The organism is Brevibacillus sp. YAE8 (assembly GCF_057543335.1).
Genome location: NZ_BAAIYG010000001.1, coordinates 152,362 through 169,054 on the forward strand (window position 1 = coordinate 152,362; position 16,693 = coordinate 169,054).

At 57.4% G+C, this 16,693-nt stretch carries 5 protein-coding genes; all 5 read right to left on the reverse strand.

Annotated features, from left to right (window positions below):
• Positions 1-342 precede the first annotated feature (342 nt).
• Entirely contained in the window at positions 343-8,946 is an 8,604-nt protein-coding gene (locus AC27IT_RS00555; protein ID WP_487091441.1) for an amino acid adenylation domain-containing protein, read from the reverse strand.
• Between the two features lie 37 nt (positions 8,947-8,983).
• Complete coding sequence (locus tag AC27IT_RS00560) at positions 8,984-13,279, reverse strand: non-ribosomal peptide synthetase (RefSeq protein WP_487091443.1); 4,296 nt, start codon at positions 13,277-13,279, stop codon at positions 8,984-8,986.
• 157 nt (positions 13,280-13,436) lie between these two features.
• Positions 13,437-14,621 (reverse strand): DegT/DnrJ/EryC1/StrS family aminotransferase, encoded by a 1,185-nt coding sequence (locus AC27IT_RS00565; RefSeq protein WP_327944702.1) that lies wholly within the window; start codon positions 14,619-14,621, stop codon positions 13,437-13,439.
• On the reverse strand, positions 14,618-15,559 hold the full coding sequence (locus tag AC27IT_RS00570) for an ROK family protein (protein ID WP_327944703.1): 942 nt from the start codon (positions 15,557-15,559) through the stop codon (positions 14,618-14,620). Before AC27IT_RS00570 ends, AC27IT_RS00565 begins: the two co-directional genes overlap by 4 nt.
• Positions 15,556-16,641: a Gfo/Idh/MocA family protein gene (locus tag AC27IT_RS00575; RefSeq protein WP_283857789.1), complete on the reverse strand. Its 1,086-nt coding sequence runs from the start codon at positions 16,639-16,641 to the stop codon at positions 15,556-15,558. Before AC27IT_RS00575 ends, AC27IT_RS00570 begins: the two co-directional genes overlap by 4 nt.
• Positions 16,642-16,693: the final 52 nt, after the last annotated feature.

Sequence of the window (16,693 nt, forward strand, 5' to 3'; positions counted from 1 at the left end):
AGCATTTTGGCTCGATCGTAAGTTTTTGGCCGTCTGCTTTTCGGGGTGAGTTGTTGCTGTTGTTGGCTATGGTATATTATGCCAAAAACAGGTGGGAAAAGCGACTTGTTTGTATGGTCGTGGTGGTTAGGCTGGTGGGTTGGTGGCAGCGATAAAGGAAGTCGGCACCTTGGGGCTACCTTTTTGTCCCCTGTGCGGTGGCATCTAGGCGCGGTGGTAGCTGGCGAATCGCTGTTGGTGCCCGGTATTGACGCGTTAGTAATCAGCAAGAAAACCACCATAAATGAACGAAAAAAATCCCGCCCAGGCAAAAGGCGGGATTTTGTCTATATGCTGTGGTTGTCAAGGATGGGGCGTCGCAATCTCTTCCTTTCCGTCCTGCTGCACATCCCGGACGATTTGCTGAACCAGGCCGTGAAAATGCGCAAGAAACTCCCGCGCTGTCTCATCCGGGAGATAAGCTTCCCGGTACGTCATTTCCAGATGCAGGGCGCGCTGATTTTCCTGCACGACGACGAAATGCAGATCGAACTTGCCTGGTGCACCGTCGTACTCGACAGCTTGCAGCTTCAGCCCGTCGATCGTTTCCGCTTCGTCGTGCTGCGCAAACTGGAACATGACATTGAACAGCGGATTTCCGTTGATCTCGCGCGGGACGTTCAGTTTGTCCACAAGCTGGTCGAAGGCGTAGTCCTGATTTTCGTATGCGTCCAGCAGGCGCTCTTTTACCTGGTGCAAATACGTCAGGAAAGACTGGCTGCTTCGTGGCTGGTTGCGAATAGCCAACGTGTTGACAAACATCCCGACGATATTTTCCAGCCCTTCGCGGTGTCTTCCCGAAATGGGCGTACCGACGACAATGTCGTCCTGCCCAGACAGCCTGGACAGCAGGACGGTAAAGGCAGCCAGCATGACCATAAACAAAGTTGTCTCTGTCGAGTGAGCGAGATTTTGCAGCGCTGTCGCCGTATTTTCTTCCAAGGAAAAATGAAGCGTCCGCGATGTCGCCTCTGCTGTCAAGGCCGGGGGGCGGCTGAACGGCAATCGCACCGGGTGGACAGGCTCCTTGAATCGTTCCAGCCAGTATGCTTCCTGCTTTTTCCACTCCTGCGTGTGCATGAGCTGGCTTTCCCAGACGGCGTAGTCTTTATAGTGAAGGCTAAGAGGCTCCAGTTGCCTGTTCTCGTACAGCGCTGCCAATTCTTTGAGCATGATCCCGACAGACAGGCCGTCTGTTATCGTATGGTGCATGTCGAGGATGAGGATGCTCTCTTTTTTGTCCGTCAGTTCGATCAGCGCCGCGCGGAACAGCGGCGCTTTGTCAAGACGAAACGGCCTGACAAAATCGCGAATCATCTCTGCGGCTTCTGCCTCTGTCAGCGCGTAAACCGGAAACGCAAATGGAACAGCGGAATGTACCTTTTGCCGGAGCGCACCGCTCTCCACTTCCAGTTGGAACGCCGTCCGCAGTGATTCATGCCGCTCGACAAGCCCCTGTAGCGCTTTTTCCAGCCGCTTGCTGTCCACTCTGCCATTGATGTTGCGGATGACAGGGACGTTGTAGGCAGTGCTTCTTCCCAGCAGTTTATCCAGCATGAACAACCGTTTTTGCGCCGACGATGCCGGGTAATCCGGACGCTTTTCCGCTGCTTCCAAAGCAGGCAGCGGATTTATGCTCGCCTGACGCTCGCCGGGCACGGCGGCGCTTTTCTCCGGATGCTCGGCCTGCTGTTTTCGCTGCGGCAGGTGTGCCGCGCTCCGCACTGGATCGGCTGAATCCGTCGTCAGGTTGTGGCCGCGGTCGTAAATGAGAGGCTCGTCCCTGTCTGCGGCGAGCATGTCCAGGTCTGCCAGTCGCTGGTCGGTATCTTGGACCAGTTCCTCCAACAGATGGCAGTAGTGGCGCAGCAGCCGCTCCATCGTGCGGGTGGCAAACAGCTTCGTGCAAAACTCCAGATTCAACTCGAGGCCGTCTTCTTGTTCGATCGCTTCCAGCATGAGGTCAAACTGGGACGCCCGATTGTTGATCGGCAAAGCAACCAGCTTGACTCCTGTCAGGCGGGGAAGGGCGTTTTCCATGTTTTGCAGGACGAACATCGTGTCAAACAGCGCATTGCGGCTCAAATCGCGCACAGGTTGCAGCTTCTCGACCAGTTTTTCAAACGGCCATTCCTGGTGTTCGTACGCTTTCAGGCAGCTTTCTCTCACTTCGGCCAAAAAGTCGCGGAACGGCTTATCTGGCTGCGGGAAGCTGCGCAAGGCCAGCGTGTTGACGAACATGCCGACAAGCCGTTCAAATTCGGGCTGCTGTCTTCCGCCGACCGGAGAGCCGACGACGATATCGGTTTGCCCCGTATATTTGTGCAGCAGGACATCATAGGCCGCCAGCAGCACCATGTACAGCGTGGAGTCTGTGTCCTCCGCCATCTGCCTCAGCTTTTGGGCTAGGGAGCTATCCAGGCGAGCCGTCACCTTGTCTCCCTCGAAGCTTTGCAACGGCGGTCGCGGGTAATCGAGCGGCAAGTTCAGCACGGGAAGCTCTCCTTGCAGCACGTCGAGCCAATACGCTTCCTGGGCTTGCAACGTCTCCCGGCGCTTGCCTTGCCAGTTCGCATAGTCTTTGTACTGCATCGGCAATGGTTCCAGCGTCTTGCCTTCGTACAAGGCGGCAAATTCTTGGAGGACGAGCTGGAGCGAAATACCGTCGGCAACAATGTGGTGCATGTCCAAAAACAACAAGTGCTCATCCGCGCCCAGCCGGACTACGTTTACCCGAAACAGCGGGCCGACACCAAGATCAAACGGGCGGATGAACGGGCGAATCAGTTGTTCCGGCTGCTCGCGCTCTGCGCCGTTTGCTTCCGTATAGGTAAAAAAGCCGTCCGCTTTTTGCAGCACCTTTTGCAACACTTTGTCGCCGACCAGCTCGAAGCAAGTGCGCAGCGATTCGTGCCGGAGGCTAAGTGCGGCAAACGCTTGCTGACAACGCGAAACGTCGAACGGCCCGTACACAACAGCGGCCCATGGGACATTGTAAGCCGTGCCGACGTGCTCGAACTGCGCCAAAACGTAGAGCCGCTCTTGCTCGGAGGAAAGCCGATAATACGTCTGATCCCTCTGCTTGCCTGCTCGCGGAGTCGCTACAGGGTCGGATTGAGACTGGGATTGGGCAGTTTGTGGCGATTGCCGGATGACTTCTGCAAGTTGTCGGACAGTAGGCTTTCGGAACAAGGTCGGAATCGGGATGGACACCCCAAATGCCTTTTTGATCCGCGAGAGCAACGCAACCGCTTTTAACGAGTGCCCTCCCAAGCGAAAAAAGCTGTCCTCAAGACCGATTTTGCGGATGCCGAGCACTTCTTGCCACAGCTTCGCCAGTTGCTGCTCGATTTCGCGTTTTTCAGGGGCAGCTTGTTCCTCAGCTTGTTCCCCCGTTTGTTCTGCCGCATGCGCCAGTTCCGCAGTCGGCACAGGCAGCGCTTTGCGGTCGACCTTGCCGTTTGGCGTCAGCGGCAACGCTTCCAGCAGAATTACAAACTGCGGAACCATGTAGCCGGGCAGCTCTGCATGCAAGTAATCGTAAACTAGCTCTGTAGTCAACGACGACGCGGGCACGACATAGGCGCGCAAGCTCGTATCTCCCCCGGCGTCCTGGACGGCGGTCACGACCGCCTCTTTGACTTGCGGGTGGTCGAGCAGCTTTTTCTCGATTTCCTCGATCTCAATGCGGAAGCCGCGCACTTTGACCTGGTGGTCGACCCGGCCGATGAACACAATCTGCCCGTCCGGCAGTCTTTTCACGACGTCTCCTGTCTTGTACACGACCTGTTCAGGTAGCTCGCTGCTTTGCACAAACCGTTCCTGTGTCAAGTCCGGGGCGTTGTAATAGCCAAGCCCTACCCCGACGCCGCCGATGCACAGCTCGCCTTCCAGCCCTTCCGGGACGAGGCGCATATCTTTGTCCACAACGTACAGCCGGACATTGTCAATCGGCTTGCCTATGGGCAGATTGGTTTCCCCCTGCCAGTCTTTTCCATGAATGCGGTAGTAGGAGGCAATATCGGTGCATTCCGTCGGCCCGTACGTGTTGACGATTTCCGCCTGGCATTTGGCGCTGCGCAGCCACGGCGCGAGCTGGGTCATATGGATCGGCTCGCCGCCCAAAAACACCCAGCGCAAACTTTTCAGCTTTGCATAGTCGTCGTCCGCACTCGCGTCTACCAACGGGTAAAACGCGCTAGGCGTGCAGTTGATCGCCGTAATCCCTTCGCGCTCGATGGTGGCTGCCATTTGCTCGTAGTCGTAAAGGCCAGGCTCGAACAGCACCAGCCGTCCCCCGGTGATGAGCGGCGCGTACAAGTTTTTTTGCGCGAGATCAAAGCTGGCAGAAGCGATGAGCAGCATCCGGTCGTTTTCCCCGAGCGAAAATTCTCGCGTGTACCAATGCAGCAAATTGACGAACGCGTGCGCGCGAATCATTGCTCCTTTTGGATTTCCCGTGGAGCCGGACGTATAGAGTACGTACATCAGCCGCTCCGGGTCGTACGGCAGCGGCAAGCTGTCGCTCGGCCACTTGGCCGCAAGCAAATCTTCCACGGCGACGACCTCGGCATCTGTATCGGCAATCCGGTCCTGCACCGCGCGCTGGACGAGCAAGAGCTTCGCTTGGGAATGGCGCAGCAAGTAGCGCAGCCGTTCTGCCGGATAGCCCGGGTCGACGGGGGTGTAAGCCGCGCCTGCTTTCAGCACGCCAAGCAAGCCCGTAATCAGCTCCAGAGAGCGTTCCGCCATGACGACGACAACATCCCCTTCGCCGATGCCTCTCTGGTGCAGAGCGTGGGCGATCTGGTTGGATTGTGCGTGCAGTTGCTTGTACGTAAGGCTTTGCTCGCCGAACACGACGGCGATGTCTTCCGGGCGCTGCTCGACCTGCTGTTCCAGCATGTGTGCGATGCTTTGCGCAGACGGATAGGCGGTAGCCGTCCCGTTCCAGCCGTAGACGAGCCGCTCGCGCTCGTCGGCAGACAGCATGTCCACGTCCGCCAGTCGCTGGTCGCCATCCCGCACCAGCTCTGTCAGCAGGTTGACGTAGTGGCGCAGCAGCCGCTCCATCGTGCGGGTGGCAAACAGCTTCGTGCAAAACTCCAGATTCAACTGGAAGCCGTCTTCTTGTTCGACGGCTTCCAGCATGAGGTCAAACTGGGCCGCCCGATTGTTGATCGGCAAAGCAACCAGCTCGACTCCTGGCAGCCTTGGAAGAGCGTTTTCCATGTTTTGCAGGACAAACATCGTGTCAAACAGCGGATTGCGGCTCAAATCGCGCACAGGTTGCAGCTTCTCGACCAGTTTTTCAAACGGCCATTCCTGGTGTTCGTACGCTTTTAGGCAGCTTTCCCTCACTTCGGCCAAAAAGTCGCGAAACGGCTTGTCTGGCTGCGGGAAGCTGCGCAAGGCCAGCGTGTTGACGAACATGCCGACAAGCCGTTCAAATTCGGGCTGCGGCCTGCCCGCGATCGGAGAGCCTACGACGATATCGGTTTGCCCCGTATATTTGTGCAGCAGGACATCATAGGCCGCCAGCAGCACCATGTACAGCGTGGAGTCTGTGTCCTCCGCCATCTGCCTCAGCTTTTGGGCTAGGGAGCTATCCAGGCGAGCCGTCACCTTGTCTCCCTCGAAGCTTTGCAGTGGCGGTCGCGGGTAATCGAGCGGCAAGTTCAGCGCGGGAAGCTCTCCTTGCAGCACGTCGAGCCAATATTCTTCTTGGGACTGCAACGTCTCCCGGCGGTTGCCTTGCCAGTTCGCATAGTCTTTATACTGCATTGGCAATGGTTCCAGCGTCTTGCCTTCGTACAAGGCGGCAAACTCTTGGAGGACGATCTGGAGCGAAATACCGTCGGCAACAATGTGGTGCATGTCCAAAAACAGCAAGTGCTCATCCGCACCCAGCCGGACTACGTTTACCCGGAACAGCGGGCCGACACTAAGATCAAACGGGCGGATGAACGGGCGAATCAGTTGTTCCGGCTGCTCGCGCTCTGCTCCGTTTGCTTCCGTATAGGTAAAAAAGCCGTCTACTTTTTGCAGCACCTTTTGCAACACCGTGTCCCCGACCAGCTCGAAGCAGGTGCGCAGCGATTCGTGCCGGAGGCTCAGTGCGTCAAACGCTTGCTGGCAGCGCGCAACATCGAATGGCCCGTACACAACAGTGGCCCACGGGACGTTGTAAGCCGTGCCGACGTGTTCGAACTGCTCCAAAACGTAGAGCCGCTCTTGCTCCGAGGAAAGCCGGTAATACTCCTGCCCCCCTGCTGCCGGAATCGAGGCAACGCTCGTTTTCGGAGAGTGGCGGATGACTTCCGCAAGCTGCTGGATTGTCGGTTGGCGGAACAACGTATGGATTGGAAGCGACACCCCAAACGTTTTTTTGATGCGCGAGAGCAGGGCGACTGCTTTTAACGAATGCCCTCCCAAGCGAAAAAAGCTGTCCTGCCGACCTACCTTGCGGATGCCGAGCACTTCTTGCCACAGCTTCACCAGTTGCTGCTCGGTTTCGTCTTGCAGCGTTTCGGGCCCGGCATGGTCCTCCGCATGAGTCTCTTCAGCTAGTGACTGTTCTTCGGTCGGCACAGGCAGCGCTTTGCGGTCGACCTTGCCGTTTGGCGTCAGCGGCAACGCTTCCAGCAAAATGACAAACTGCGGAACCATGTAGCCGGGCAGCTCTGCATGCAAATAATCGTAAACTTGCTCGGTAGTCAGCGACGACGCGGGCACGACATAGGCGCGCAAGCTCGTATCTCCCCCGGCGTCCTGAACTGCGGTCACGACCGCCTCTTTGACTTGCGGGTGGTCGAGCAGCTTTTTCTCGATTTCCTCGATCTCAATGCGGAAGCCGCGCACTTTGACCTGGTGGTCGACCCGGCCGATGAACACGATCTGTCCGTCCGGCAGTCTTTTCACGACGTCTCCTGTCTTGTACACGACTTGTTCGGGTAGCTCGCTGCTCTGCACAAACCGTTCTTCTGTCAACTCCGGGGCGTTGTAATAGCCAAGCCCCACCCCGACGCCGCCGATGCACAGCTCGCCTTCCAGCCCTTCCGGGACGAGGCGCATGTCTTTGTCCACGACGTACAGCCGGACGTTGTCAATCGGCTTGCCGATGGGCAGATTGGTTTCCCCCTGCCAGTCTTTTCCATGAATGCGGTAGTAGGAGACAATATCGGTGCATTCCGTCGGCCCGTACGTGTTGACGATTTCCGCCTGGCATTTGGCGCTGCGCAGCCACGGCGCGAGCTGGGTCATATGGATCGGCTCGCCGCCCAAAAACACCCAGCGCAAGCTTTTCAGCTTTGCATAATCGTCGTCCGCACTCGCATCTACCAACGGGTAAAACGCGCTGGGCGTGCAGTTGATCGCCGTAATCCCTTCGCGCTCGATGGTGGCTGCCATTTGCTCGTAGTCGTAAAGGCCAGGCTCGAACAGCACCAGCCGTCCCCCGGTGATGAGCGGCGCGTACAAGTTTTTTTGCGCGAGATCAAAGCTGGCAGAAGCGATGAGCAGCATCCGGTCGTTTTCCCCGAGCGAAAATTCTCGCGTGTACCAATGCAGCAAATTGACGAACGCGTGCGCGCGAATCATTGCTCCTTTTGGATTTCCCGTGGAGCCGGACGTATAGAGTACGTACATCAGCCGTTCCGGGTCGTACGGCAGCGGCAAGCTGTCGCTTGGCCACCCCGCCGCGAGCAAATCTTCCACGGCGACGACCTCGGCGTCTGTGTCGGCAATTCGGTCCTGTACCGCGCGCTGGACGAGCAACAGCTTCGCTTGGGAATGGCGCAGCAAGTAGCGCAGCCGTTCTGCCGGATAGCCCGGGTCGACGGGGGTGTAAGCCGCGCCTGCTTTCAGCACGCCAAGCAAGCCCGTAATCAGCTCCAGAGAGCGTTCCGCCATAACGACGACAACATCCCCTTCGCCGATGCCTCTCTGGTGCAAGGCGTGGGCGATCTGGTTGGATTGTGCGTGCAGTTGCTTGTACGTAAGGCTTTGCTCGCCGAACACGACGGCGATGTCTTCCGGGCGCTGCTCGACCTGCTGTTCCAGCATGTGTGCGATGCTTTGCGCAGACGGATAGGCCGTAGCCGTCTCGTTCCAGCCGTAGACGAGCCGCTCGCGCTCGTCGGCAGACAGCATGTCCACGTCCGCCAGTCGCTGGTCGCCATCCCGCACCAGCTCTGTCAGCAGGTTGACGTAGTGGCGCAGCAACCGCTCCATCGTGCTTGCGAAAAAGAGGTTTGCATCATACTCGATTCGCAAAGAAATGCCGTCACGCTCCACGTCGAAGCCGAGCGCGAAATCATCCTTTTGCCGCGCTGTTTCGGTATGGCGCTGTTTGAGGCGTACGTCAAAGAGCGGATTTCTGCTCGCGTCTTGGTCCACATCCATTGTGTCCACCAGTTGCTCGTACGAAAACCGCTTCGGGGCGCGCGCCTGCAAGCACGTCTGCTCGATTGCCGCCAAAAACTCGCGCCATGTACGGCTCTGCTCCACGCAACCAGCGACTACCGTCGTGCAAGCTGTCTCGCTGCCACCGCAAGCATGTTGCACAGAATTAGACGTCCAGCCTACGACCACATACTCCTGGCCCGTATATTTCGCGAGCAGCAGCATGAGCGCAGCGAGCAAAACGACTTCCACGGATACCGCTTCGTTTTCGGCAGCAAGCGCAAGCTCCCGTTGTAACGCCAAAGTAGTTTTATACGTGACGGCGTCTCGCTGCCCGCCTTTCACCGCTGGCCGCACAAAATCCAGCGGCAAATTTAATGCATGAGTACGGTTTTGCAGTATAGTCTTCCAGTATTCATCCACTTGCCAATCAGACGCCGACTGCTCGACGCCGACCGGTAGATGGCCGTTCCTGTTGGCAGCACCAGCAAGCTTCTCGATCATCATTTGCGCTCCTTTTCTCTCAAATAAGAGGCTCCCATCACCCGCGCTCGGGGGCAATCACTGCAAAGAGGGAGGCCATTTCCCGCACAGCAGGCTCTTTGAAGATCGAGTAGTGATCTCCCGCCACTTCATGCCGGCTGACAGGACGGTAGAAAAAGCCGTTCCACTTGTCTTCCGCGATGGCAGATTTCTGCGCTCTGACCAGGTGCGCCTGGGCAAAAACTTTTCGCGGCGGCTGGTAATGAACATACGCATGTTGCAAATCAAGAAACAAATGCACGTAGCGGTAAAAATCGGTGCGCTCGCCGTAGGCATAGGCCGGAATCGCCTGCATCACCTCTTTCGGCAGCACGGCTTCCAGCGCTTCATACGTCAGGTGGTGGTGCTCCATGTACTGCGCCACCTGTTTGTACAAGCCGTACAACGTCGTTTCCTGCTCCAACCGGGCGATCCACTCTGCCGCCGTGACCATCTGCGCCATCTGCTGGCGGAAGGAGGCGACAACCGCCGGGTCAGGGTGCTGAAGGTGCTGGTGCAAAAGCGGCGGAGAAGAATCGATCAGGACGAGCATCTCTACCTCATCCCCGTCGGCTTCCAACTGTCTCGTGATCTCAAAAGCGAGCAGTCCCCCGAGACTCCAGCCCGCCAGATTGTACGGACCTTCGCCCTGGACCTTTTTGATTTTTTCCAGATAGCTCGTTGCCAGCGCTTCGATGGTGATCTCCCGGCTTCGCTCGCCGTCGCTCCTTTCTGCCGGAATACCGTAGCAAGTGAAGCGGTCGCCAAGGTGGTGGACCAGCTCAAAATAGGCGTCGATGCTGCCGCTAATATCGTGAATCAAAAACAAGGGTGGGGACTCGGCAGACCCTTTGTTGATGAGAACGAGGTCGTGATCGTCGCCAGCCGATGCCGGCAGCGCCTCTGCTTGCAGGTAAGCAGCGATTTCCGCGATCGTCGGCTTGGTGTAAACGTCGCTGACGGGAATGTCCATGTTCATCTCCCGGCGAATTTGCGCGGCAATCAAAATGATTTTCAGCGAGTTGGCCCCGACGGAAAACAGGTTGGTACGGACGCCAAGCTGCTCGATATGCAGCACTTTTTGGCAAATCGCCGCGAGCTTCTTTTCCAGCTCGCTGACAGGCAGTTCATCCGCGCTGATGTCGACTGCGACAGCAGGAGTGGGCAGCAGTTTTCGGTTTGCTTTTCCGCTGGCCGTCAACGGAATCTCCTTGACCGCCATAATCGCATCCGGGACGAGGAAGCGCGGCAGTCTTTTGCCAAGATAGCGTTTCAGCTCATCCGGCTCGACCTTGTCTCTGGGCACGTAGTACAGGCAGAGCAGCTTCTGGTCTGCCTCGCTCGTTTTGATCGCGGCTGCAGCGGCCTCAACCTCTGGAAGTTCGAGCAGCGCGTTTTCTATTTCGCCCAATTCAATGCGCACGCCCCTGATTTTGACCTGTTCGTCCATGCGACCGAGATACTCGATGTTGCCGTCCGGCATCCAGCGGACGAGATCGCCGCTCCGGTACATTTTGCTGCCGGGGCTCCAAGGATCGTCGACAAATTTTTGCGCCGTGATCGCGGGCTGGTTCACATACCCTCTTCCTACCCCGATCCCGGAAATCAACAGCTCGCCTGCGACGCCAATCGGCTGGAGCGAGTCTGTCTGATCCACTACGTACAGGCGAATATTGTCGATCGGCTTGCCGATCGGAATCGTCGTCCGCGCAGGCTGCTTCCCGTAGTTTTCCGAGCAATCGAACCACGAAACTTCGACAGTGGTTTCAGTCGGGCCGTACAAATTGATGAGGCGTGCGCCGTTTCGCGCGTGGACCATCCGGTTGAAGCTGTTAACGGTGCTCGGTAGCAGCGCTTCGCCGCTCGCAAACAAAAAGCGCAGACTTACCAGCCGCGCTGCTTCCTGCTCCATGCGCGGCTCTACATAGGAAAGAAAGCTGCTCAACATGGAGGGCACAAAATGCAAAAGCGTGATGCGCTCGCGAGCGATCGTGGCGAGAATGGCTTCGGGATCTCGCTCCATACCGGGAGCAAGGAAGCAGACGCGCGCGCCGTGAAAATACCATCCGAACAGCTCCCAGACGGAAACATCGAACGTAAACGGCGTTTTTTGCAACGTGCAATCGTCGGCTGTGATCGGAAACTGCTTGTGCATCCAGGCGATCCGGTTGAGGACGGAACGATGCTCGATCATGACGCCTTTTGGCTGGCCGGTCGAGCCGGAGGTGTACATGATATAGGCCAGATCGGCGGGGCCGCTTCTCGGCGCCAGATTGGCGTCATCCCGGGAATAGATGGCTGGCTCCTTTACGTTCAAGTACAGCGACTTCGCCTGCGGGCTGCTGTCTCGCGCGTCCCGGTCAACGAGGACAACTTTGGCCTGGCTGTCCGCCAGCAAAAACGTCACCCGCTCTGGCGGATAGTCCAGACTGATCGGCACATACGCGCCGCCCGCCTTCCAGACCGCTAAAAGCGCGACCATCATGTCGACAGACCGCTCCAACATGACGCCTGCCGTTACGCCGGGGCCGACGCCTCTTTCCACGAGCGCTCGCGCCAGTTGGTTGGCCCTTTGGTTCAACTCCCGGTATGTAAGCGCGTGCTCGGCGCAACTGACCGCGAGCTTGTCCGCATACTGTTCGGCGCGTTGTTCGAAGATCGCCTGCAACGTTTGTTCCGCGGGCAAATCAGCCGTTTCCTTGTTAAAAAAGTGCAAAATCTGCTGCCGCTCTGCCTCTGTCAGCAAGCTGTACGCTCCCAGCTTGCGCTCTGGCTGCACGAGAACCGCTTCCAGCAGAACGCTGAAGTGTTCGCCCATTCGCTGAATCGTGGCTGGCTCGAACAGCTCCATGTTGTACTCCATGTTCAGGCAGATCGCTCCCGAGTCGAGAAAATAGACGCCGCAGGCAATATCTTGCGCATTGCCGCTCTGCAGCGTATCCTGTTCCCCTCCGATGATTGATTCCGTAACCGACTCCATCTCGGTGTGAATGTTCAGCGAGACGCGGTACAGTGGATGTTCTGTCCTCGACACGCCATGCTGGCGGCAGATCGTCTCCTCCAGCTCGTCGATGTCGTACTCCTGATGCTCCAGCGAACGGATGAGGCTGTGCTTGACCTGTTGCAAATAGTCGGGAAACGCCTGCTCTGCGGCAGCCTGAAAGCGGATCGGGACGGTGCGGATGAACACGCCGATACTGTTTTCGAGTCCGCTGTAGCGGCGGGAAGATAACATCCCGATGGTGATGTCGGTTTGCCCGCAATAGTTGGCAAGCAGCAGGCCGTAGATGGCCGTCAGGAAAATGCCGGGCGTGACTTGATACTGTTTGGCGGCGGTCTGAATGGCCTTTGCCGTCTGTTCACTCAAAAAGAAGTTTTTGTGTCCGTAAGTGGAAATCAGGCCATGGCTACGGGGGCGATCAAGCGGCAGATTCAGAACGGGCAGCTCGTCGCCAAACAGATCCAGCCAAAAAGCTTTCTTTTCCCGATGCGCTTCCGACTTTTCGAGTTCGTTTTGCCATACGCAATAATCGACGTATTGCAAGTGGAGCTGGGGCAATAGACGCCCCTGGCTGATGCACGCCAGCTCGTGATACACCAGTTGCAGGGAAGTGGCGTCGAAAATAATATGGTGAAAATGCAGGATCAACAGGCTGCCTTCTTGCGGCAAGCGGACGAGGCCAACGCGAAAGAGCGGGAGCTGGTCGAGCGTGTACGGCTGACTGATTTCGACCACGCATTGGCGAATGAACTCCTCCTGCAACGCTTGTTCCTCGGGGGCCTCCCAGTCATGCAGGCGAAAAGAATCCGCAACCGCCTCGTCGTGAACGAACTGGACGACCGCATCGTCTTTGATGCCAACGGTGGTACGCAGCAGTTTGTGCCTTTTGATTATGTACGAAAAAGCTCTCTCTAGTTCGTAAGGCTCGATCTCCTGCGGCACTCTGCGAAGGTCGATCACAGCATTGTCTAGCCCGTCGAAATAGGCAAAGAACATCTTTTTTTGCGTCCAGGAAACAGGGTAGTAAGGTCTGTCCGGCGCAGGCTTGATAAAAGAGCGCGCGTCGTCCTGCGAACGGCGGATATACTCTGCCAGCTCGCTGATCGTGAGGTTCTGGAAAATGTTTTCCAGCGAGATTTCGAGATCGAACTCCACGCCGATTCTGACTTCCAGCTCCAGCGCTTTTAGCGAGTGGCCGCCAATCGCGAAAAAATTGTCATGAATGCCCACGTCGCTTCGCTGCAGCACATCTGTCCAAATCGCTTTCAGTCTTTCTTCGACATCGTCAGGCTTCGTCTGGGTGGTTCCATTCATCGTCTGCTTTTCCCCCTTCTGGATTAGAAAACTTGGCTGCGCCAAGCCTGTGGCGCAGCCTTAGTTGCCCTTATATAAAAAGGAACGGGTCCCGGCGAATGCGCCCAGGTACCCGTCCTTCTCCACATCAGCTATGGAGAAAATGTGTCAACGCTGGCTATACCAGCTTCGCTTCTGCGCTTGCTTGCAGCTCCCTGACGGTGCGGGCGATCCCTTTTGCCGATTCGGCGTCGCCGAGCAGCGCCCGATGGTGAATCCAGATGACCTCTTCGGCAATTTTTCGGGAGACGGGGCAATGTAGCTCGTTCGGGAAAGCGTAGCCTTCTCCCAGGCTGGCGACGAACTGCTTGAAGATCGGCGTATCGTGAATCTGCGTGTAGGCAATATAGGCGGGAATGCCTTGTTCGTTCAGCATTTCCACGAACCGCTCGCGCGTGATTCCGCCAAACTGAACCGGGTTGTAGTAAAACATGTACATGTAGTGCGTATGGAGCGTGCACGCCGCTTCGCGGGTTTGCGGAACGATCCCTGCAATCGTCTGCATTTCGGCATCGAGAATTTGCGCATTGCGCTCGCGGCGCTCGTTCAGCTCAGCGAGGCGGGACGTTTGCGGCAGCAGGACAGCGGCCTGAAATTCCGAAATCCGGTAATTGGAGCCTTCGACCAGGTGCTGATATTTTTTGTCGCCGACAGGCCGCCCTACGTTGTGATACAAAAAAGCCTGGTCGTACAAGTCCTGGGAATTGGTGACGAGCGCGCCGCCTTCTCCTGCCGTCATCAATTTAAACTGCTGGAAGCTGAACACCCCGGCGTCTCCCATGCTGCCTGCGCGTTTTCCTTTCCATTCTCCGCCGTGCGCGTGGCACGCGTCTTCGATGATAAACAGGTGGAACTCGTCGGCAATTTGCTGGAGCCGATCCATATCGCACAGGTGTCCCGCCATATGTACGGGGATCATGCCGACCGTGCGCGCCGTCACCGCTTCCCGCACTTTGAGCGGATCGAGGCAAAACGTGCCGGGATCGACGTCGACAGGGACAGGGATCGCCCCCAGGCTAATGACGGGCAGCGCTGTCGAAATAAAGGTAAAAGCCGGAACGATCACTTCGTCGCCCGGCTTCACGCCCAGGCTCAGCAAAGCCAGCTCGATTGCGTGCGTTCCGTTCGTCACCGCCAGCGCATGCTTGGCGTGGTGCATCTTTGCAAACACTCGTTCAAACGCTTTGACTTTCGTGCCGGACATGCGCCACCATTGATTGCTGCGCAGCGCCTCCAGCAGTTCTTTTTCCTGGTTCTCATCTGCCATCGGCCAGCTTGGGAATCTTTCTGTCAGGTTACTCATTTGCGAACACCTTCCGTTTCTTTGTTTTTGGCAAACCATTGCAAACCGTAAGCGATCCCGCCCCAAAGCGCCGCATCGTCTCCCAGATTGGAAAGCGTGACACTGACATTTCGCTGCGGCAAAGTCCCGAGAAACTCCTGAACGAGCGTTTCCAGCAAGCGATAGCGTTCCGGAAATCGGCTTGCCATCCCGCCGCCCACGACCACCATGTCGGGGTCGAACAGACGGACCGCATTGGCAATTCCGATCGCCAGCATCCGCATGGCATCGTCCACAATCGCCTGTGCTGTTGCGTTTCCGGCAGAGGCCAAACGAAACACGTCACTCGCTTTCACAACCGGCAGCCCGTTAGCTTGCGCGATTCGTTCCATCGCCCGGCCAGACGCGTACATTTGCAAGCAGCCGAAGCCGCCGCACAGACATTTTTCTCCCCGCGGGTCAACCATCATATGGCCGAGCTCTCCGCTCGCTCCCCTCGCTCCTGCGTACACATGGCCCTGCCAGACGAAGGCGCTGCCAATGCCTGTGCCGACTACTGTGTACAAGAGATGCGGCACCGGGTAATCAAGCCCGAACGCATACTCTCCCAGCGCTGCGAGATTGGCATCGTCAAACAGCACGACAGGCTTGCCGACCATCGCGGCAAAAGTATCGCGGAAGGCGAAGCCATTCCATGCTGGACGATTGGGCCAGGTGACAATCGTTCCTGCGGCATCGTGCACGGCAGCAAGCCCGGTCACAACGCCGCGGATTTTCGTCTGCGCCCCTTGTTCCCAGCCTGCGATGACGCTGGCGACTTGCGAAATCGCTTGCAGCGGTCCCGTTTCCTGCCCCAATTCGAGCCGGGCCGTTTCCAGCATCGTGGCGCCATCGAGAGCAAAGAGCGCCATTCTAGCGGTAGAACCGCCAAGATCGACAGCGACGAGTCCCTCGCTCATGTGACCATCAGTCCTTTGCGCGCTGATTGATAAAGCAGCTCGATCAGTCGAACTACTTGTTCGCCATCTTGCGCCGACGGAACGGGATGGCTTTTCTCGCGGATACACGCGACGAACTGGTCCGCCTGGCGCTTGAACGCAACGAGCGGATCTGGCTTCGGCGGGAAAGGAAAATACTGGGCCTCTTGACCCGCGTAAGTCAAAAGCAAATGGGGCTGCTTGTACAACCCTTGATCGCTAAAGCCGAACAGCGTATTCAGCGTCAAGCTGCCCCGCTCGCCTTTCAGATGAATCTGCACAAAATCTCCGGCTACGTCGTCCTGCCAGCTTACATGCACCTTGCCGAGCATGCCGCCTGCAAACTGAATCATCCCTACTGCCGTGTCCTCCACTTCTACCTGTTCCGATTCAAAGCCGCCCAGCCAATTGCTGTATCCCTCCCGGGCGAAAAACGGACGGGAATGGAAGCTGCCCAGGCAAGCGACCGGCTCCGACGCTCCTGTCAGGAAAAGCAACTGGTCGAGCATATGGCTGCCCAAGTCAATGAGGACGCCGCCTCCCGAAAGCTGCTTTTGCGTAAACCAGCTTCCCGGTCGGGGAATCCCTCTTTTGCGGCGCCAGGTGACTTCGCACATTTGCACTTCGCCAATCTGCCCGGCTGCGATTCGGAAGCGAAGCTCCCGGATATCGTCCCGGTACCGGTTGACAAAGCCCATCATCAAAACGGTCCCGGTTTCTTCCGCCAGGCGGCGCAAAGACGCGGCTTCCTTTGCTGTGGTCGTCATCGGCTTTTCGCACAGCACGTGGATTCCTTTTTCCAAAAAGTGCCTTGCTATTTCGTAGTGGGTGTGATTGGGCGTACATAAAATGACAGCATCCAGCGGGACCTGTCCGATCTCGCTCAGACGGGAGCACGCCGTCGCTCCCGCCTGTTTGGCCAGGCGCGCCGCCCGTGCCTCGTCTGTATCGTATATCGCGCGCACGGACACGTTATCCAGCGACAAAAAGCACGGGAGATGCGCGTGTTCGGCGATCCACCCGGCTCCGACAATCCCTATGGACATTTGACGTTGTTTAGCCAAAGCATTCATCCTCTTCGTCTGTTGGTTGCGACTCATTTCGGTCGAAAGAAAA